Source organism: Acinetobacter sp., from assembly GCF_036659555.1.
Classification (GTDB): domain Bacteria; phylum Pseudomonadota; class Gammaproteobacteria; order Pseudomonadales; family Moraxellaceae; genus Acinetobacter.
Window position 1 is genome coordinate 19473 of the sequence record NZ_JAVXCI010000011.1, and the last position, 19844, is coordinate 39316.

At 51.1% G+C, this 19844-nt stretch carries 23 protein-coding genes; 10 read left to right on the plus strand and 13 right to left on the minus strand.

The features are described from left to right. The first annotated feature begins 14 nt into the window (after nucleotides 1-14). Nucleotides 15-1136 (plus strand): PilT/PilU family type 4a pilus ATPase, encoded by a 1122-nt coding sequence (locus RSA72_RS02805; protein ID WP_332621969.1) that lies wholly within the window; start codon nucleotides 15-17, stop codon nucleotides 1134-1136. A gap of 83 nt (nucleotides 1137-1219) precedes the next feature. Here the strand turns inward: RSA72_RS02805 and fur are convergent, their stop codons facing one another. Continuing rightward, nucleotides 1220-1657 carry a ferric iron uptake transcriptional regulator gene (fur, locus tag RSA72_RS02810; RefSeq protein ID WP_332621968.1) on the minus strand — a complete coding sequence of 146 codons (438 nt, stop codon included), beginning with the start codon at nucleotides 1655-1657 and terminating at the stop codon, nucleotides 1220-1222. A gap of 112 nt (nucleotides 1658-1769) precedes the next feature. Between fur and RSA72_RS02815 the strand changes: the two genes are divergently transcribed. Next, on the plus strand, nucleotides 1770-2168 hold the full coding sequence (locus RSA72_RS02815; RefSeq protein ID WP_332632725.1) for an outer membrane protein assembly factor BamE: 399 nt from the start codon (nucleotides 1770-1772) through the stop codon (nucleotides 2166-2168). Nucleotides 2169-2525: 357 nt separating this feature from the next. Here RSA72_RS02815 and RSA72_RS02820 read toward each other — a convergent pair whose 3' ends face one another. From RSA72_RS02820 to RSA72_RS02865, 10 genes are all read right to left on the minus strand, one after another. Beyond that, a complete protein-coding gene (locus RSA72_RS02820) occupies nucleotides 2526-2840 on the minus strand; it encodes an RnfH family protein (RefSeq protein ID WP_068910645.1) in 315 nt (104 codons plus the stop codon). Further along, the gene (locus tag RSA72_RS02825) at nucleotides 2840-3922 is read right to left on the minus strand and encodes a hypothetical protein (RefSeq protein WP_332621565.1); all 1083 of its coding nucleotides are present in this window, start codon (nucleotides 3920-3922) and stop codon (nucleotides 2840-2842) included. Before RSA72_RS02825 ends, RSA72_RS02820 begins: the two co-directional genes overlap by 1 nt. A 141-nt stretch (nucleotides 3923-4063) precedes the next feature. Further along, nucleotides 4064-4519, minus strand: a complete 456-nt coding sequence (locus tag RSA72_RS02830; protein ID WP_332621566.1) for a bacteriohemerythrin — start codon at nucleotides 4517-4519, stop codon at nucleotides 4064-4066. Between the two features lie 285 nt (nucleotides 4520-4804). After that, nucleotides 4805-5653 (minus strand): class II glutamine amidotransferase, encoded by an 849-nt coding sequence (locus tag RSA72_RS02835; protein ID WP_332621567.1) that lies wholly within the window; start codon nucleotides 5651-5653, stop codon nucleotides 4805-4807. A 93-nt stretch (nucleotides 5654-5746) separates the two neighbouring features. Then, nucleotides 5747-6529, minus strand: coding sequence for a GNAT family N-acetyltransferase (locus tag RSA72_RS02840; protein ID WP_332621568.1), 783 nt, complete (start codon nucleotides 6527-6529; stop codon nucleotides 5747-5749). 122 nt (nucleotides 6530-6651) lie between these two features. Then, entirely contained in the window at nucleotides 6652-7560 is a 909-nt protein-coding gene (gene argB / locus RSA72_RS02845) for an acetylglutamate kinase (RefSeq protein WP_332621569.1), read from the minus strand. A gap of 10 nt (nucleotides 7561-7570) precedes the next feature. Continuing rightward, complete coding sequence (locus RSA72_RS02850; protein WP_332621570.1) at nucleotides 7571-8992, minus strand: phosphomannomutase/phosphoglucomutase; 1422 nt, start codon at nucleotides 8990-8992, stop codon at nucleotides 7571-7573. A gap of 725 nt (nucleotides 8993-9717) precedes the next feature. Beyond that, nucleotides 9718-10170 carry a dUTP diphosphatase gene (gene dut / locus RSA72_RS02855; RefSeq protein WP_332621571.1) on the minus strand — a complete coding sequence of 151 codons (453 nt, stop codon included), beginning with the start codon at nucleotides 10168-10170 and terminating at the stop codon, nucleotides 9718-9720. Nucleotides 10171-10208: 38 nt separating this feature from the next. Next, nucleotides 10209-12248: a UvrD-helicase domain-containing protein gene (locus RSA72_RS02860; RefSeq protein ID WP_332621572.1), complete on the minus strand. Its 2040-nt coding sequence runs from the start codon at nucleotides 12246-12248 to the stop codon at nucleotides 10209-10211. A gap of 126 nt (nucleotides 12249-12374) precedes the next feature. After that, entirely contained in the window at nucleotides 12375-13025 is a 651-nt protein-coding gene (locus RSA72_RS02865) for an OmpA family protein (RefSeq protein ID WP_332621574.1), read from the minus strand. Between the two features lie 249 nt (nucleotides 13026-13274). On the opposite strand from RSA72_RS02865, the gene RSA72_RS02870 reads away from it, so the two are divergent. The 6 genes from RSA72_RS02870 (at nucleotide 13275) to RSA72_RS02895 (ending at nucleotide 17754) form a co-directional block, all read left to right on the plus strand. Further along, nucleotides 13275-14207 (plus strand): acyltransferase, encoded by a 933-nt coding sequence (locus RSA72_RS02870; RefSeq protein WP_332621576.1) that lies wholly within the window; start codon nucleotides 13275-13277, stop codon nucleotides 14205-14207. A gap of 11 nt (nucleotides 14208-14218) precedes the next feature. Then, entirely contained in the window at nucleotides 14219-15277 is a 1059-nt protein-coding gene (locus tag RSA72_RS02875) for a preprotein translocase subunit SecA (protein ID WP_332621578.1), read from the plus strand. A gap of 122 nt (nucleotides 15278-15399) precedes the next feature. Next, nucleotides 15400-16119 carry a septum site-determining protein MinC gene (gene minC / locus RSA72_RS02880; protein WP_332621580.1) on the plus strand — a complete coding sequence of 240 codons (720 nt, stop codon included), beginning with the start codon at nucleotides 15400-15402 and terminating at the stop codon, nucleotides 16117-16119. Between the two features lie 64 nt (nucleotides 16120-16183). Then, nucleotides 16184-16996: a septum site-determining protein MinD gene (minD, locus tag RSA72_RS02885; RefSeq protein WP_332621582.1), complete on the plus strand. Its 813-nt coding sequence runs from the start codon at nucleotides 16184-16186 to the stop codon at nucleotides 16994-16996. A gap of 1 nt (nucleotide 16997) precedes the next feature. Continuing rightward, complete coding sequence (minE, locus tag RSA72_RS02890) at nucleotides 16998-17270, plus strand: cell division topological specificity factor MinE (RefSeq protein WP_332621583.1); 273 nt, start codon at nucleotides 16998-17000, stop codon at nucleotides 17268-17270. A 196-nt stretch (nucleotides 17271-17466) separates the two neighbouring features. After that, complete coding sequence (locus RSA72_RS02895) at nucleotides 17467-17754, plus strand: PA4642 family protein (protein WP_332621584.1); 288 nt, start codon at nucleotides 17467-17469, stop codon at nucleotides 17752-17754. Between the two features lie 58 nt (nucleotides 17755-17812). Here the strand turns inward: RSA72_RS02895 and RSA72_RS02900 are convergent, their stop codons facing one another. Then, complete coding sequence (locus tag RSA72_RS02900) at nucleotides 17813-18715, minus strand: AEC family transporter (RefSeq protein ID WP_332621586.1); 903 nt, start codon at nucleotides 18713-18715, stop codon at nucleotides 17813-17815. A gap of 80 nt (nucleotides 18716-18795) precedes the next feature. Here RSA72_RS02900 and RSA72_RS02905 point away from each other — a divergent pair, with 80 nt between their 5' ends. After that, nucleotides 18796-18960: a helix-turn-helix domain-containing protein gene (locus RSA72_RS02905; protein WP_443098272.1), complete on the plus strand. Its 165-nt coding sequence runs from the start codon at nucleotides 18796-18798 to the stop codon at nucleotides 18958-18960. Here the strand turns inward: RSA72_RS02905 and RSA72_RS14575 are convergent. Beyond that, complete coding sequence (locus RSA72_RS14575) at nucleotides 18915-19139, minus strand: hypothetical protein (protein WP_443098273.1); 225 nt, start codon at nucleotides 19137-19139, stop codon at nucleotides 18915-18917. The two genes, RSA72_RS02905 and RSA72_RS14575, sit on opposite strands and share 46 nt — an antisense overlap. Before the next feature lie 154 nt (nucleotides 19140-19293). Here RSA72_RS14575 and RSA72_RS02910 point away from each other — a divergent pair, with 154 nt between their 5' ends. Continuing rightward, the gene (locus RSA72_RS02910) at nucleotides 19294-19836 is read left to right on the plus strand and encodes a hypothetical protein (RefSeq protein WP_332621588.1); all 543 of its coding nucleotides are present in this window, start codon (nucleotides 19294-19296) and stop codon (nucleotides 19834-19836) included. Nucleotides 19837-19844 lie beyond the last annotated feature (8 nt).

Below are 19844 nucleotides of genomic sequence, written 5' to 3' on the forward strand. Positions count from 1 at the left end.
TTGGGGGACAACCTATGGACTTTAACGGCCTGCTCGACTACATGGTGGAAAAAAAAGCGTCTGACTTATTTATTACCGCTGATGTAGAGCCGTCAATTAAAATTAACGGCACCATCATGCCGATCGGCTCAACCAAGCTGCCCGGCGCCACCGTCGGGCAGCTGCTGAACTCCATCATGTCGGATAAGCAGCGCAAGGAATTTGCCGAAACGCGCGAATGCAACTTCGCGATTACCAATAAAGACAAGTCTTCGCGCTTCCGGGTCAGCGCCTTCCAGCAGCGCGACCAGCCGGGCATGGTGCTGCGCCGCATTGAAACCGTTATTCCAACCATGGATGAGCTGAAGCTGCCGCCAATCCTGAAAGAACTGTCGATGACCAAGCGCGGCATCATTATTTTTGTCGGCGCAACCGGTACCGGCAAATCCACCTCTTTGGCGTCCATTATCGGCTTCCGCAATGAAAATTCGCATGGCCATATCATCACCATTGAAGACCCGATTGAATTTATCCATGAGCACAAAGGCTGCATCATTACCCAGCGTGAAGTCGGCATTGATACCGACTCCTTTGAAATTGCGCTGAAAAACACCCTGCGCCAGGCGCCGGATGTGATCCTGATTGGCGAGATCCGCTCCCGCGAAACCATGGATTACGCGATTGCCTTTGCTGAAACCGGCCACTTGGTTTTTGCCACGCTGCACGCCAACAACGCCAACCAGGCGATTGACCGGATCATCCACTTCTTTGAAGCAGACCGCCACAGCCAATTGTTTATGGATCTGTCGCTGAACCTGAAAGCCATGGTGGCGCAGCAGCTGATTCCAACCATTGACGGCAATTCACGGCGCGCAGCCATTGAAATCCTGATCAACTCGCCGTTAATTTCCGATCTGATCCGCAAAGGTGAAGTGCATGAAATTAAAGACTTAATGAAGCGTTCACGCGAACTGGGCATGCAGACCTTTGACCAGGCCTTATTTGACTTGTACAAGGCCAAGCAGATTACCTACAAAGATGCGCTGAAGCATGCCGATTCGCCGAACGACTTGCGCCTGCAGATTAAACTCTCAGAAGAAGGCGGCGACCGCCTGCTGCAGGCCAGCGCCAATATCACTTTTGACGGGCAGTCTTAATGCTGCGCTGCATAAATGCTTAAGCAAAAAAAACAGGCTTCAAATGAAGCCTGTTTTTTATCCTGCAGATTTGCAGCCGCAGATTATTTCTTGCGGTACGCATCCTGGCATTCAAGCGCATCGCAGTAGCCGTATAAATTCAATGAATGGCCGGTCAGCGCAAAACCGTATTTTTCCGCAACCTCATGCTGCTCATGCTCAATCACGTCATTCGTGAATTCAACAACTTTATTGCAGTTCTGGCAGACGATGTGGTCGTGGTGATCTTCCTGCATAATCTCAAAAACAGAATGATTGTTTTCAAAATGATGGCGCTGAATAATCCCGGCAGCTTCAAACTGCGTTAACACACGGTATACAGTTGCTAAACCTACATCTTCACCCTGTTCCAGTAAAGTCTTGTAGATATCTTCCGCACTTAAATGGTGCTGCTTTGAATTTTCTAGTAATTCCAATATTTTAATTCGTGGAAGTGTAACTTTAAGTCCAGCTTTGCGTAAATCTTGGTTTGATATCGGCATGAAAAAAGGTCTCTCAACAAAATTAAAGTTGGAATATGCAACAAACTTCAGATGCAGTATGATCTATCCCTGGATCAAATGCATCATAATTAATTTGGGATAGTGTAGCAAAATGCAAAAACTCATGCTGACGTTATTCGTCACTTCATTGCTCGTAGGCTGTTCAACTTTGGGCGTTTATAAAGTTGATATTCCGCAAGGAACACCCTTAACAAAGGCGCAGGCATCTCAAATCCAGGCTGGCATGAGTCACCAGCAAGTCCGCTTTCTGCTCGGCAGCCCAACGATAGCAGATCCAATGAATCCATTACGCTGGGACTACATCTACAAGTATACCCCAGGAACCTATGCTAAAAAAGCCAAGATCCCTGCAGCCCACGGCCAGCATTTAAAAATCTACTTTAATCAAAACGGCATTGTGGAAAAAGTTGAGGGCTTGGACACCATCCCTGAATCTCAGCCAGGCTTGCCGGGTTCGAAAGAAGCAATTCTAAACGCGCCTCCACTATAGTCAGTTTAAAATAAAAAGAAAGCCCCCAATGAGGCAATGCTGATCAGTTAAGGAGTTTTGCACGGAACTCCTTAACTTTTTGGGCCATTCACGGCGAATTCCCGCCACTTTGAAACAAGCATCTGCAGCCCGCCTGCGCCTTGCGCCACAAAATCTTTCCGCTTTCTGTCCTTAATAATTTTTAATTTAAAAACAGCATATTATAAACACTGCCACCTTATCTTTCCTGTATATCAGGCCGTTCGTATTCAGCGCTTCGCCCTGCGCATCAAGCCCAGCTTGAAATTAAAAAAAAGAAATGCCGGCCAATTCTGAACTGGCCGGCATTTCCCGTTGCGGTTTTGCTTAAAGCTTGAATTATTTCGCGCGGTTGCCCTTGCTAAAGCGCCCGACGGGATTATTTTGCGCCCGCTTGCGCCGGATCTCTTTCGGGTTAACCGTTAAGGCGCGGTATATCTCTACCCGGTCGCCCGCCGCCAGCGGCTGCTGCGGGTCCTGCAGGCGCGCGCCGAAAATGCCCAGCTGCAGCGCTTCCGGCAAATCCGCCAGCTGGCGGATGCCGCTTTGCTCAATGGCGTCCCAGGCCGTCATGCCCGGCGCAAACGGCACGGCAAGATGAAACTGCTGCCCGGCGGCCGCATAGGCCACCCAAACCTGCGCTGGCGCCGCCATCAGAATAATTTGCCCAGCACAGCGGCAATGGCTGCAATAATTGCGATAGGCAGCGCAATGCGCACCGCAATGCGCCAGATATTATAAAAAGCTTCATTGCTGAAATTCATCGCTTTGCGCAGGTGGCTGATTTTCATGATCCAGCCGGCAAACAGCGCATAGATTAAGCAGACCGCCAGCCCCCACAGCATCAGCAGAATATTGAATACCCCGCTGATTTCAGGAATAGCCCAGACGGCAACGGCCGCCAGCGGAATTCCCCACTGCGCAGCAGCAGCCAGCTGGCGCTGCTGCAGCTGCTCGCGCGCCATCTGCAGGAGCAGCGCTGCCGCCATGACCGCGCCGAACACCAGCGCATAGGCAGGCAATTGCGCTTGAACGGCGAAAAAGCCGAAGGCAGCCACGGCAAGCAGCTGCGCAAGCCAGATCGGCAGCGCCATTTTGCTGGCGCTATCCTGCTGCTGCAGCGCGCTCAGGCTGGACTGCCAGTACAGCCCCATGCCCAAGCCGCTGGCGACTAAAGCCAAAACGGCGGCGCTGCCCCATTCGCCGAATTCCACTGGCGTGACATGCCATGCAGGCAAACCGGTTCCAAATACATTGGCTAAAATCAGCGAGGCCAGCACGCCGGCAGTAGTCAAAGCCACAAGAATTGGGCGCGCCACAAGCGACAGGGCAAAAGCAGCCAGCGTCAAGCCGGCATAAAAGATGCTGGCTGAAACCGGCGCATTGGCCAGCTGATGCATAATTTGAGCGCCGTTGGACAGCATTCCGCCGGCCAAAAATGGAATGAAAACTGCAGCCAGCCAGCCGGCAAGGCGCCATTTTGAAGATGCATCCGCATCGCGGGTTAAGCTGGACAAGGCCTGCAATGCCGTGGTTTTTGAGCGCTTCGCCAGCGCAATTTCCAAATAGCAGAGCGGCAACGCAGCAATCAGCATGGCTGCCAGCCACAGCAGCCAAAAGTCCAGCTGGCGGTCAGCCTGAATACCGGTTATTGGCGCGAGCGTCGCAATAATAATAAACGATAGGCAAAACGCCATCAGCGGCGGTAACCATTTTGACATCGCATTGTCCTGCATGATGCGTTCCTTGTTAAAATCTAGCGCTATTTTGCCCTGCCCAAGGCTGAAAATCAAAAACAAAAAGCAAACCACCCTAACAGTGATTTGCTGCGCTAATTTATAATTAGATTCTAATTCTTGTTATCCCGCCGGCTTTTATTATGAGAAGAAACGAGAGAACCAGTTTTTGCCTTTTTTCTTTTCTTTCTCTTTAATAATGCCCATCATATTTTCTTTCACGGCGCCGACATAATCCGCGTCATCGTGCTGAATATGATTAATCAGCCATTTTGAAAGTACTTCATGCAGTTCAGATTCAATCGCCTGGCCCATTTCAAAGCGGTCACGGTAAGATTCAATTTTCTTAATAAACAGATCATGCACGCGCTTATGCGGCACGCGGTATTTATAGCCCGCCTCTTCCTGAAGGGATTCTTCAAAAGTAAAATGCGACTGGGTATAGTCAATAATATTTTCAAGAGTCTGCTTTACGCGGTCACGGTCTGTATTCGCATTAATGCCGTCAATTTCATTAATGTAGTCCAGAATCCGCCTGTGCTGATCGTCAATCACATCGATGCCAGTGTTATAGTCTGGAATCCATTTCATTTTCATTACGGCCGCCTAATAATATCAATAATATAAAGGACATATCACATAAATTTAATGATATCGCTAAACAGGGCAAATAAAAATGCAGTGAATTACTCGGGTTTCCATGAAAACTGGCTTTTTCTTTGCATGCTGCTGTTTTGCATGCAGTTTATCGGGCAATCCCGACCATAATGCTAAGATATTTTTTAACCAATTCAATAATTTATATTCAGGTATTTCTAAATAATTTTCCTGAAAAGCCCAAATCCGCCTAAAAAATCTGCACACTGCAGCACATTATCTGGATTAATATTGATCTGCTTTGGTCACGCGCTTAAGAGAAGGATCCAGCAGCTCGCGCTCCAGGCGGGCAATCCGGGTCAGGCCATGGCGGACCGGGCGCCCGTCCTGGAATAAAATCATTTCGCCCGGCGCAAACGCCGTCCAGACTTCATTCTGCGTCAGCGGCTCAGTGGTGATGACCGCGACCCGGTCTTCCGGCGTGGTGACTTCACTGAAATCCACCTCCACATCCAGATCAATCAGCTGCGCCGGCTTAAATGGATATTCACGCACCAGCCAGTGCAGCTTGGTAATGGCATAGGCAAACAGGGCCTGGCCATTGGACAGGCAGAAATTAAACGTGCCATGCTCCGCAATTTCCGGAGCAATCTCAAGCAGCGCATCAAAAACCTGCCCTAACGACGGCTCTGCGTAGCCAAAGCGCTTGACCAGCTGCTCCAGCAGATAGCAGAACGCCAGCTCGCTGTCGGTATTGCCGACCGGGGTAAAGCGCCCCGCCAGTTCAGGCTGGAAATCATGCAAGTCGCCATTATGCGCAAAAATCCACTGCCGCCCCCACAGCTCGCGGCTGAACGGATGCGAATTTTCCAGATTGATTTTGCCCTGCGTCGCTTTGCGGATATGCGCAATCACATTGCGCGATTTAATCGGATAATTGCGGATGAATTCCGCAATCGGCGACTCGACGGCAGACTGGTTGTCGGCAAACAGCCGGCAGGCCTTGTCTTCAAAAAAAGCGATGCCAAAGCCGTCACAGTGGTCAGAGGTGATTCCCGCGCGCTGCGAGAAGCCCCGGAAAGAAAAGGTAATATCCGTCGGTGTCGCGCAATTCATTCCAAGCAGCTGGCACATAAGCCTTCATCATCTGTTTAACCCACCACACAGCTATTCTGCATCACTCCTTATGCCATTTCAAACGGGAAAACCTGGATTTTTTATGAATTTTTATGCATTCGCCATAATTTTTTTCTGCAGAATGAAGTTTTCCGCCAGCTGGCTGACCTCAAGATAGACAAAATAATCCAGACAGTTGAACGCTTCATCATAGAAAGCCTGCTGCGACAGCTGCGCCTGCATTTTCAGGTAAACATCAAAAAGCTTAGGAATGCGCTCATCCTGCTGCAGGCTGTACTGCGGATACGGCGGCTCAAAAGCCCGCTGCGCCTGTATGCCGCAGCGGGCATGCTCAGGCAGCGCCTGCATGCGCTGATGGGTATAGTAGGCCCGCGCCTCATTGCCCTGCAGCCGGATGCTGACGCAGCCAATCAGATGCTTGGCGCGCATTTCCCAAATGACTTTCGGCAGCAGGTTCAGCCACAGCACCGACAGCGCCTTGCCGGAACGGCAGCGCGGATGCACGCAGGTGCGGCCGATTTCGACAATATTTTCCAGATGGCCCAGCTCATCGGCAATTTTAAATTCCTGATGGCTGTAGCTCTGGTACAGCTCATGGCCCTGGAAAAGCTTCAAGCGCGTATAGGCGACAATTTCATTGCTCCATTTGTCGCGCAGCACCGCATGCTCACAGCTGAAATCGTACAGGTCCTGATCCAGCCCGGCCTCAAACTGAATGCCGAACTGCTGCGAAAACTGCGCAGTGCGGAAACGCTGCGCCTCCTGCAGCCCCTGCAAATCCTCAATCCATTCAAATTTATAGGCAGCGCCGGCAGCTTTTTTCTGAAATGGAAATGCAAAGTTTTGACGGTACTGATTTAGCTTGTCCAACATCTGATGCGCCCTTGGTGTTTTTTTCTACACTAGGCAATGCCGATGACACTTTGATGACGCAGAGGCCGCAAACAGGCAATAAAAAAAGCCCCATTGCAATGAGGCTTTCCTTCAGTTTTCCGCTACGCTTTTTTCAGACTGCTGCGGTTGGTAATCAGCGTACCCACGCCATGGTCGGTGAAGATTTCCAGCAGCGTGGCATGTGGCACGCGGCCATCGACAATATGCGCGCTGACCACGCCGCCTTTGACTGCATCCAGCGCGCAGCCAACTTTCGGAATCATGCCGCCGTAAATCACGCCGGTTTCAATCAGGCGGTCAACTTCCTGCGTGGTCAGGCCCGTCAGCAGGTTCTTGTTTTCATCCAGCACGCCGCTGATATTGGTCAGCAGAATCAGTTTTTCCGCGCCCAGCGCTTCCGCCACTTTGCCGGCAACCAGATCGGCATTGATGTTGTAGGTATTGCCCTCATCATCGACGCCTAGAGGCGCAATCACTGGAATAAAGTCCCCTTGAGTAAACATTTCCAGCACATCGGTTTTGACGCCCACCACTTCGCCGACCAAGCCAAGGTCAATTTCCGCCACCGTGCCGTCTTCAGCAGTTTTGCGCATCAGCAGCTTTTGCGCGCGGAGCAAATTGCCGTCTTTGCCAGTGAGGCCGATGGCGCGCCCGCCGTGCTGATTAATCAGATTGACAATGGATTTATTGACGCTGCCGCCCAAAACCATTTCAACCACTTCCATGGTGGCAGGGTCAGTCACGCGCATGCCGTCAATGCGGTCAGACTCGCGGCCCAGCTGCTTCAGGAAGGAGTCAACCTGCGGCCCGCCGCCATGCACCACAATCGGATTCAGGCCCACGGTTTTCAACAAGACAATATCGCGCGCAAATGAACTTTCCAGCTCAGGGTCGGTCATTGCGTTGCCGCCATACTTCACAACCAGCGTTTTACCCGAAAATCTTTGAATATACGGCAAAGCTTCTGTCAAAATTTGCGCTTTGCTGATGCCAGTCTGCTGATGTGGCATTCGCCTCTCCTTATTGAGCGTCTAAAATGTCTTGAGCAATATGCGGGTACTGCTCCAATAACATGGAACTGAACAGGGTGCGTATTTCATCCAAGCGCGCGGCGTTGTCCGCGTCAAAGCGCACTGTAAAGTACTCACCTGTATTCGATGCCCGAATGATGCCAAATCCATCATCAAAATCAAGCCGTATGCCGTCAATTTTACTGATTTCCGCATCAATATACTGAGCCTGCTGCTCAACAGCATTTAAAACCGTTTGCGGGATGGCCTGATAGGTGCTGATGTAAATATCTTCCGTGCCACTGCGCTCAGGATAGGCCTGCACCGCCTGCGACAGGCTCAGGCCTTGCTGCTGCATATGCTCAATAACGCGCAGCGCCGCATACAGGCCGTCATCATAGCCGCCGCCGCGCCCGTCATTAAACACATAATGCCCGGCATATTCGCCGCCGAAAACAGCGCGGCCCTGCGACTGCGCCAAATACTTGCGCAGGAAAGAACTGCCGGTGCGGATCATCACCGGCTGGCCGCCCAGCGCCTGCACGGTATTTTTCACCATGCTGGAGCATTTCACATCATAGACAATTTCACGCCCCGGATGCTGCGCCAGGCAGATTTCCGCAAAAAGGCACAGCAGGCGGTCTGCGGAGATGACTTTGCCGCGCTCATCAATCAGCACCAGCCGGTCGCCGTCGCCGTCCAGGGCAATGCCGACATCCGCCTGCTGTTCAAGCACGGCCTGGCGGATCTTCTGCAGATGGATTTCCTGGGACGGATCCGGCGCATGGTCCGGGAAATTGCCATCCGCCTCGCAGCGGATGGCCGTCACGGCGCAACCGAGCTTTTGCAGCACCAAGGCTGCGCAGCGTCCTGCAGAGCCGTTCAGGCCATCTAAAACCGCTTTTACCGGATGCTTCAGCTGAATGTCCGCCAGCAGGGAATGCTGATACTGCAGGCAGTACTCAGGGAAAATCTGATGTTCCAGCTGCGGCTGCTGCGCTGCAGGCTTCGGCACAAAATATTCCTTGGACGCGCGGGCAACCTGCTGAATCATTTCAGGGCACGGCGGCTCGCTCTGCACAATCCACTTAATGCCGTTGTCGGTTTTAGGGTTATGGCTGGCAGTGACCATAATGCCGTTGCCGCCATACTGGCGCGCTATGCAGTACAGCATTGGGCTGGAACAGCAGCCGATAATGGCGACGCTTAACTGATGCTGTTCACAGACCTCCTGAATGATGGCTGCATAGCCGGGGCTGCTCAGGCGGGCATCATAGCCGATCACCAGCTGCTGCTGGCCGGCGCGGAGATACTGCTGCGCTAAGCCGTGCGCAATTGCGCGCACCATTTCCGCGTTCAGCAGCGATACTTTGCCGCGGATATCATAGGCGCGGAAAATATGCATCGGAAAATTATTATACAGTGACCCCATAATACGTTCTTCTAATCATTAACCCTGCATAGACCGGTTTATCATTTCAAACCGCCGGTCAAATTAATTCAATTATATTCACCTTTCAAAGGCGTTTCTTTTTTATATCATTTGCGCTTAATAATCAATTGAAAAAAATTAAACACTTGAATCGCGAAGATTTAAAATTTACTTTCAAAGCTGATTATTTAATCTAAAAGGAATTATTTAAAAAATTGCGGATATCTTAAATGCATCCTGTTTTTGGAATAGATAATAGCCTTCATTGGACCGCTTGCGAAAGTATCATTTTTGACTATTTTAGGCTTTGATATTTCTTTAAGAATCAAAGCTTATCGCCGATTAATTTTTGACTCACGCAAGAAGTCTATTAATGCAATAAAGTTGACGAATTTCTCATTTTTATCAAAAAGTATATGATTTACCGCATATTAACTTGCATGACAGTTCATTATTCAATTCACGCTTTTAAATAAGCAATTTCAGCAAATACATTAACTTATATAAATGCAAGGATTGAACTGCAAATGCCCGCAATTATGCACGCGGGCTGGAATCTGGCTGAAAATTGAAATGCTGCAAACCCTGGGACGGCGGCTGATTCTTAATTATTTTTTTAGAAGAAAAATATTAAAAACCGTTTACTGATAATAAAAAAAGCGGATTGCTGAATAATCATGCAATCCGCTTTCAATACTGCAGCCTGCCTTTCAGCAGCTGCCGGCTCAGTTTTTGCCGGTATGGCCAAAACCGCCTGCGCCGCGTTCGGTGGCTGCGAACTCATCAACCAGATCAAATTCAGCCTGCACAACCGGCACCAGCACATACTGCGCCAGACGCTCGCCCGGCTCCAGGCTGAATGCAGTTTGGCTGCGGTTCCAGACCGAAACCATCAGCTCACCCTGATAGTCGGAGTCAATCAGGCCGACCAAATTGCCCAATACAATGCCGTGCTTATGGCCCAGACCGGAGCGCGGCAAAATCAGGCCGGCAAAGTTCACATCTTCAATATAAATAGCTAAGCCGGTTTTCACCAATACTGTTTGGCCCGGCTCAATCACCGTGGTCTGCTCTACGCAGGCGCGCAGATCCAGACCTGCAGAGCCGGACGTTGCATAGGCCGGCATAGGCCATTCCGCGCCTAGGCGCGCGTCGAGTACTTTGACCTGAACTTTCATTGCTTCATTCCTGTTTTATTCAGCTAATGGGGGGGAGATTAGCGCTTGATCAGCGCGCGTAAATTTTCTAAATAATGCTGCGCCTGCTGCTTCGGATCGATATTGCCGGCCAGCTTTTTCTTGCGTCCCAGCCATTCCAGCTCATCTTCCGGCAGCTCATCCAAAAAGCGGCTTGGCGTCTGCTGCTTCATCTGCCCGCCGGCCTTGCGCTGCTCCGCCAGAGTAATGGTCAGGCCCTGGCGCGCGCGGGTGATGCCCACATACATTAGGCGGCGCTCTTCTTCCACGGTTTCGGCGGCGATCGAGTTTTTATGCGGCAGCAGCTCTTCTTCCAGTCCAATCAGATAGACATAAGGAAATTCCAGGCCTTTGGAGGCATGCAGGGTCAGCAGATTGACCTTGTCGGTGTCTTCCTCTTCCTGCTGCTGTTCCAGCATGTCCAGCAGCACCATTTTGCGGATCACGCTTTCAATGTTCTTTTCATCGACATTTTCCGCGCGGTTGATCAGGCTCTGAATGCTGCTGTACAGCACTTCAATATTGTCCAGCTTGGTTTTTTCCTGCGCCGGCGTGGCTGCGGTTTCTTTGACATAGTCAATATAGCCGGCTTCCAGCATCATCTGGCGGATGATCGGCACCGGCTCATCATCTTCCAGCAGATTGCGGGTAAAGCGCGCAATAAAGTCTGAAAATTCAGCCAGCTGTGTGGTGGCCTTTTTCGGAATCGCCATGGTCAGGCGCTGATCGCCGGCGGCCGCCAGCAGGGATAAGCGCTGCTCCTGCGCAAACAGCCCGAGCTTTTCCAGCGTCACCGGGCCAATCGCGCGCTTGGGCGTATTGATGATGCGCAGGAAAGCGCTGTCATCTTCCGGGTTAATGATCAAGCGCAGATAGCTCATCATGTCTTTGATTTCGGAACGCGCAAAGAATGACTGGCCGCCGGACAGCTTATAGGGAATCTGCATCTGGCGCAGCTGGGTTTCCAGCACGCGAGCCTGAAAGTTGCCGCGGTACAGAATCGCGTAGTCTTTCCAGCTTTTGCCGTTCATCAGCTTATGCGTAATCAGGTCTTTCACCACGCGTTCCGCTTCATCATCGTCGTTGCGGCAGGTAATCACGCGGATCACTTCGCCGTGGCCCTTGTCTGACCAGAGTTTTTTATCAAAAATATGCGGGTTGTTGCCAATCACAGTATTGGCAGCTTTCAGGATGCGGCTGGTTGAGCGGTAATTCTGCTCCAGCTTAATGACTTTTAAATTGCGGAAATCTTCCTGCAGCAGCGCCATATTTTCAGGCTTCGCGCCGCGCCAGGCGTAAATCGACTGGTCGTCATCGCCTACTGCGGTAAACTGCCCCATCACCCCCACCAGCAGCTTCACCAGAATATACTGCGCGGTGTTGGTGTCCTGATATTCATCGACCAGCAAATAGCGGATGCGGTTTTGCCAGCGCTCGCGCACCTCTAAATTTTCCTGCAGCAGGCGGGTCGGCATCACAATCAGGTCGTCAAAATCCACGGCATTGTAGGCGCGCAGGTTGCGCTCATACAGCTGATACAAGTGCGCCATCTGCACATCTTCAGGCGTTTCGCAGGTGGTATGCGCCTGCTCCGGCGGAATCAGGTCATTTTTCCAGTCAGAAATCATCTTCATGGCTCTGGCGATCAGTTCTTTGCTTTCTGCGCCGGAAAGATTGTCGCGGTGCATCAGGTCCATCAGGATGCGCTTGCAGTCATCGGCATCCAGAATGGAAAAATTGGCCTTTAAAGGGGTATTTTTCAATTCCAGGCGCAGCAGATTCAGTCCAAAGGTATGGAAGGTTGAAACCGAAAGGCCTTTGGCTTCTTCGCGCGACATCAGCTTGGTCACGCGCTCCTTCATTTCCCGCGCCGCCTTATTGGTAAAGGTCATGGCGGTAATGCGGTGCGCCGGAATGCCGCAGTGCTTGACCAGATAGGCAATTTTCCGGGTAATGACCGATGTCTTGCCTGAACCTGCGCCTGCAAGCACCAACAAGGGCCCTTGAGTATATTTCATGGCTTCAAGTTGCTTGTCGTTTAACTGACTTGCGAGCGACATAGTGTTTCCTTTTCCTGATCCGGACTCGATTATAGTCATCTCCGGCGGCATTGCATAATCTAAAAGATGATTTTACCCGCATAAAAAAAACCGCCCGGAGGCGGTTTCCCTGATGCAGCAACTGAATTACTGGATTGCGTAAATGCTGATTTCTACGCGGCGGTTCTGCTCACGGCCCGCCGGCGTTGCGTTTGAAGCGATTGGGTTAGCTGCGCCTTGGCCCTGCGCATTGATGCGTGTCGTTGAAACACCCTGAGCCGCTAAATAGCTGGCCACAGACTGCGCGCGCGCCTGAGACAGTGGAATATTGATCGAGTCATTGCCGGTGCTGTCTGTATAGCCAGTCACCAGAATGCCGCTCTTGTTGTCTTCTGTCAGCGTCTGCGCAACTTTATTCAAAGTCGAATAGAAGTTCGGCTTGATGTTGGATTTGTTGGTATCAAATGTGATGCTGCCCGGCATAATCAGGCCGACAGAACCGTCTGGATTGCGGTTGACTTCCACCCCGGTGCCCGCCATTTGCTCACGCAGCTTTTTCTCTTTATTGTCTAAATAAACCCCGGTTGCGCCGCCCAACACTGCGCCAATGGCTGCTGCGCGGTTATTTTGCGCGCTGGTGTTGGCATTGCCCCTAGACAGGCCATAGCCCGCCGCTGCGCCAACTAATGCGCCGATCGCCGCTTTGTCATATTCCATACCGCCTGTACCGCCGGCAGTCTGACAGCCAGATAGTACCAATGCCCCTGCTGCTGCAGCTGAAATCGCTAATGCACGCATTGCATGCCTCCTTCTTTAATGTTTTGTTGCATGGTTGAGATGATGGATGAAAAAAAATGGCCCGACCATTGATTTTTTGTTAATAGTAAAATCTTTCGTTACATATTGTAATATTTAGCAAAGGAAATTCCGTTAACTTCGTCACAATTTCTTCACAGTTGGTTTTCAAGGCTTTTTTATTTCCAAAACAGCAGCTATATTTGTGGCAATCGGCAAATTTTAAACAATTTGATCCTAGGACTTTTTTATATGCCATCTAAAACCAAGAAGCAACCTGCATTAAAAAAAATCACACGCGGGCTTACAGTCGGTTCAGCCATTACAGCCAGCACTTTTTTTCATGGCCCGCCAGTTCTGGCCCTGGGCCTGACCAAGCTGTTCAGGCAGTGCAGCAAGGTGGATGAAGCCAATATCAAAATCACCAACAGCTGGCTGGGCGTCAACAACTGGCTGATTGACCATGTTCTGCCGAATACCCGGTGGGATATTACCGTGGATGAGCAGCTGGATTTGAACCTGCAGGGGCGCTACCTGATGACCTGCAACCACCAAAGCTGGGTCGACACCACGGTCAACCAGTATTTTGGCCTGAGCCGCATGCCGCTGACGCGCTTTTTCACCAAATGGGAGCTTATTTTTATCCCTTTTGTCGGCCAAGCCTTTAAAATTCTGGGCTTCCCGATGATGAAGCGCCACAGCAAAGAGCAGATCGCCGCCAATCCTGAGCTGAAATACCGCGACCTTGAAGAAGCGCGCAAATCCTGCGGGCAGCTGCTGAGCCAGCCCTTTACCCTGCTGAATTATCTGGAAGGCACGCGCTTCAGCCCGGAGAAAAAAGCGCGCCAGAATTCGCCGTACCGGCACCTGCTCAAGCCGAAAGCCGGCGGCCTCGCGCTGGCTTTGGAGATTTTAGGCGACAAGGTTGACGCGCTGGTGGACATGACCATTGTCTACCCGGATGGCGCGCCGGGCTACGGCGAATTCTGGCTGGGCGAAGTGCCGCGCATTGCGGTGAATCTGCGCAAAATTGACATTCCGGCCTGGGTGCTGGCCGGCAGCTATGAAGATGATGCCGAATTCCGGGAAAAATTCCAAAACTGGCTTGACCAGCTTTGGACTGAAAAAGACCGGCTGATTGAACAAATGACAGCGCAATATACAGCAGCTGCCCAACAAGGTTGAAGTGAACGCATATGCCGCAGAATGATGCCGTAAAAAAATCCAAATACCACCATTTAGACCCGGACAGCTGGCCATTCAAGCTGTATTTGGTCTATGACATCTTCATGGTGTTCATCATTATTTTCAATTTGTTCTGCCTGGGCATGAACTTCTTCCTGATGAGCAACATCGGCGGCTGGTTCTTCAGCACCATCCATCTGTCCAGCGTGCTGGAATTTTACCGCGGGCATCTGCATCCGTGGGTGATCAGCACCGAAGCCTGGTTCATCATTTTCCTGATTGTGGAACTGCTGGTGCGCTGGGGCATTGCCATTATTAACCGGCACCATCAGCGCTGGTTTTTCTTTCCTTTTATTCACTGGTATGAAGTGCTGGCGATTATTCCTCACTTGCGCTTTTTGCGCCTCTTCCGCGCCGGCAGCATCGCCTACCGCCTATATGAAATGGGCTATCAGATTTTTCCGGCTTCCTGGCAGAAAAAGGGCCTGTTTTATTACCGCGTCATCATGGAAGAGCTGTCTGACCGCATCGTGATTACCGTGCTGGACGGCATCAAGCATGAGCTGACCACCAGCACCACGCATAAGGATTTAATCAGCAATCTGGTGCAGCACCACCGCGAAATGTTTGCGCAGGTGCTGGCCGAAATGCTGCAGGAAAACCTCAGCCGGGAGCTGCGCGCTGACCGGGAACGCATTGCGAAAAATGTCGGGCAGATTGTCAATCAAGCCATTGAGGACACCCCTGAGCTGACCCAGCTGCTGAGGCTGATCCCCATTGTCGGCGGGCGCATTGAACAGCAGATTCAAAGCATCGGCCAGCGCCTAGGGGAAAATATTACCCAAGGCCTGATCGACCCTTTCGCTGACCCGGCAGCCTCTTCAGCCGCCAGCCCGAATCTGTATGCCGATATTTCCAAGCGGATCAGCCGGATAGAAGTAGAAAACAACGCCCATCTGGATGAACTGGTGCGCTCAGCGGTTTTTGAAAGCCTGCATGCGGTGCGCAAGCAAGTCAAAGTCAAGCAGTGGCAGCAGATCATGCAGGAGCAGGATCAAGCCAAAGATTAAGCACCAAGACAAAATAATTGTTTTTCACGCTAGAGAATTGCGCCGTTTTGCTCTAGCATTTGCTGTATTTGCGATATCACTTCGGCATAAAACCAATAGCTCAGAAGTATTAAGGAATAATTATGGCTGACATACGGATAAAAGGCAGAATGGTCAATGCGATTCGCATTAGCCTCGATACAAATGATCATGATGCGATCCGCCAGCAGCTCACGCCAATGCTTCAGAAAGGCTTTCCGGCCGGCGCTTTGGCTGTGATTGAAAGCAGCGCTGAACAGGAGCTGATCGGGCTCCTGCAATTGCTGATCAGCCTGAACCTGCAGCCAATGGCTGTGACTGAAGGGCTGCTGGCGGATCAGGCGCGCGCCATCCAGTTTCCGGTGATTCCTGCTGACCGTCAGCTGCAGCAGGTGAAAGCCACCAAAGAGCTGGCTGCGGAAGCCGCGCCTGCGCCGGCTGAACTGAAAGCGGAACAGGACGCGCCTGAAGAAGCGCCGGCTGCGCGCCATATCACCTCTTACCACAATGAAATTCTGCGCACCGGGCAATGCCTGGTGCAGGACCATGGCGACATTATCAGCACTGCCGGCATGAACAGCGGTTCAGAAGCAATTGCTTCAGGAAATATACATATTTACGGCAGCGCCCGTGGTAGAGTCATTGCCGGTGCTGGAGGCAACACCGCAGCGCGCATTTTCTGCCACTCACTGGAGGCGGAACTGGTGTCTATTGCGGGAACCTATTGCGTGGCGGATGACATCCCGCAGCATGTCGCAAAGCAGCCTGTGCATATTTATTTAAATGACCAGCACGAGCTGGTATTTGAAGCTTTGCAGTTTTAATGTATAAATAAACACCAAAAACCCCGTTTATACAGGGGGATTTACCATAACAGGAGTGGATTCGGTGGCGAAAATTGTTGTCGTAACATCAGGCAAGGGCGGCGTAGGTAAAACTACAACAAGTGCATCTTTTGCAACAGGTTTAGCCCAGCGCGGCCACAAAACTGTTGTGATCGATTTTGACGTGGGCTTGCGCAACCTGGATTTGATCATGGGCTGTGAGCGCCGCGTGGTTTATGATTTTGTCAACGTACTGAATAACGAAGCCCGGCTGCAGCAGGCGCTGATCCGCGATAAAGACATAGAAAACCTGTATATTTTGCCGGCTTCGCAAACCCGCGACAAAGACGCCCTGAGCGATGAAGGCGTTGCGCGCGTGATGGACGAGCTTTCTCAGGAATTTGACTACATTATCTGCGACTCACCGGCAGGCATTGAACGCGGCGCGATTCTGGCCATGTACCATGCAGATGAAGCGATTATTGTCACCAACCCTGAAATTTCCTCAGTGCGCGACTCTGACCGCATTATCGGCATGCTGGACAGCAAGACCAAAAAAGTTGAACAGAACGAAGGCCGCATCCGCAAGCACCTGTGCATTACCCGCTTCAACCCGGAACGCGCTGACAAGCAGGAAATGCTGACCATTGATGACATTTCCAAAGATATTCTGCGGGTGCCGACTTTAGGCGTGATTCCTGAATGCAAGAGCGTGCTGCAGGCATCCAACGAAGGCAAGCCGGTCATTCTGTTCACCGAAGAATCCGCAGGCCAGGCCTATGATGACTTAGTCGCCCGTTTTCTTGGCGAAGAGCGCCCTTACCGGCATATCACTGTAAAACCTAAAGGCTGGCTAGCACGATTATTTGGAGCGTAAAATGGCAGGATTCTGGAGCAAACTTTTCAGCAGCGACGATAAGCCGTCTAGCGCGCAGACCGCAAAAGACCGCCTGAAAGTCATTGTTGCGTCTGAACAGGGCTTAGGCAAGCGCTTGAGCCAGGAAAAAATTGACCAAATGAAGACCGAAATCATGCAGGTTGTGAACCGCTATGTGCGCGGTGTCGATGAGCAGCATATTCAAATGTCTGTGCGCTCTGAAGCAAATATTGAAATGCTTGAAATGAATATCAATTTGCCTGAAGAGCGATAATCTGATTTCTGATTAGTCAAGCAAATTGAATCAAGGCAAAATATGCGGCATGGGACTGGATGAGTAAAGCGCAGCTTTACCCAGTCGCAAGACTGGAAGCCACGCTTCCAGTTGGCGGATTAAGTGAAAACCGCTTTTCCCTGCCGCAAGTTATTTTGCCTTTTTTTATTTTCAAAAAAATACCGAGGAGACTGCGATGGCATTATCTCAACCTGCAACGTTTAACGAAGAATGGTCTGACGAACGCGTATTTGCCTATCTGAATCAGCTGCCTCCTGAAGGCGTGAACAGCGACTTTCACGTGCTTTACCATGCGTTCAAGCATATGCGCCCGGCGGATTATGAGCGCCTGCTGGCGCAGTTCACTGCTGACGGCCGCGATGTCAATGCGCTGAACCCTGAAGGCCAGCGCATTCATGAAGTGATTGCGCAGTACCCGCGCCAAAGCGCAGACTTTCTGGACGTTCTGGCCAAGTTCGCTTAAGCTGCTGTCAGCCGGATTAAAGCCTGCATCTGCAGGCTTTTTTACTGGATAGGCAAATTCAGAACAGCAGCTGCATCAGCAGCGGAAAACTGGCGGCGAAGCACAGCGTCTGCATGCTGATCACGCCCGCCATCAGCTGGCTGTCACCGCGGAAATAGCGCGTTAAAATATAAGCCGCTGAAGCGGTCGGCAGCGCAAAGAATGTCACCACAATGGCATTTTCCAGCGGACTCAGCCCAATCCAATGGCAAACCGCATAGGCAAAGCACGGCATTGCAATGAGGCGCCCTGCGGTATTCCACGACAAAGCGAATAAATCATGGCGCAATTGCTTAAACTGCAAGGCGGCGCCGACGGACAGCAGCCCCAAGGGCAGGCTCGCGGCGGCTAAAATTTTCAGCAGGGACTGCAAGCCGGAAAACAGGCTCAAGCCCGAAAGGTTGAACAGCACGCCCGCCGCGCAGCCTAAAATCAGCGGATTTTTAATAATGGACAGCAGCGTTTTGCCAAACTGGCCCGGCTGGCCTTGCGCAAAGGACAGTACGGACAGCGCATTCACCGCAGGAATGGCCACGGCAATCAGCATAGCGAACAGCTGCATGCCCTGCGCGCCATATAATGTCCCCATCAGCGACAGGCCAATATAGGTGTTAAAGCGCACATGGCTTTGCAGATAGACGCCGAAACGGGCCGGCGGAATGCGGTACAGCTTCTTCAGCAGCCAAAATACAGCACTGGCGCTGAAAATCACCGCGCCTGCTGCTGCCAGCATGCTGAAAACCGCATGCAAATCCAGCTGCACATCGGCCAGATTGCTGAACAGCAGCACCGGGAACAGAATAAAATAATTCAGCTTTTCAGAATTGCCCCAAAACTCATCTTTAACAAATTGCGTCCGTTTTAATACATATCCCATGGCAATCAGAACTGCCAACGGAAATAAAGCCATGATCAGGTTCATCGCTGCATCCATTTGCGCCCGCGGCGCGCGTTCACTGTCAATCAGCCCACAATATAACCCTCATTCACCTTCATAACAAAATGAGTGAATGCTTATACCGCCATGACTTTTACCCAGCTGGAATTTTTGTTTTAGTGGCGGAATATCAAAGTTTTACTTTGGCGGCCAAACAGCTGAATATCACCCAATCCGCTGTTTCCTACGCTTTAAAGTCACTGGAGAAGCATGGAATATCCGCCTGCTGATCCGCGGGCAGAATCAGGTTGAGCTGACACATATTGGCTGGCGGCTGCTGCAGGATATTTTCATTGTGCTGATACCGGCATCTTACCCCATCGCCCGGCACGCGCAGCTGAATATTCAGGAGCTGGCGCAGGAAATATTTTATTTCGATGCATAAAAAGCCCGCGCTGTAAAAATCCATACCCTATCCGCTCCGGCTGCGGCCCAATCCATCCAGTCAAGTCCAGATTTTATGACTGCATGCAGTGCAGGCCAATAAAGATTCAAGAAATGCTTGATCTCGAACAGAATTATTCCTATATTTTCAATCTGCTGAATTATAAAAGAAAATTACGATGCAAGATGCAGAAAACACTTTAGAAGAAACTGCTGTGCAGAATTCTGCAATTAAAGGGCAGAAAATTCTCAGCCTGAATAAATTCATATTTTTATCGGTGATTTCTTTCGGACTCTATCCAATCTGGTGGATGTTTGAAGCCTGGCGGTTTTTCATGCAGAAAGACCGGCTGGATATTATGCCCGCAGCCCGAGCCGTATTTGCGTTTCTGTTCCTGTATCCCCTGCTGGATGAAATTAAAGATTATGCCGGACAGCGCGGCGCGGCCTGTGATTTTTCACCAGGAGTGCAGTATGTGGGTTTCGTCATCCTATCATTGCTGTCCAGGCTGCCTGACCCCTATTGGCTGGTTTCAGTGTTTGCCTTTATCTTCCTGATTCCGGCATTTCAGGCGCTTAACCATGCCAAGCGCAGCGCGCCTGGGCTGAGCATCATTGAAGCGCGCGGCTTCAGCATGCCGCAAATCATTCTGATTATCGCCGGCGCCATTTTCTGGCTGCTGGTTTTAGCCACTTTTATATTTTTAGATGAGCTGCAGTGAGTCCAGCG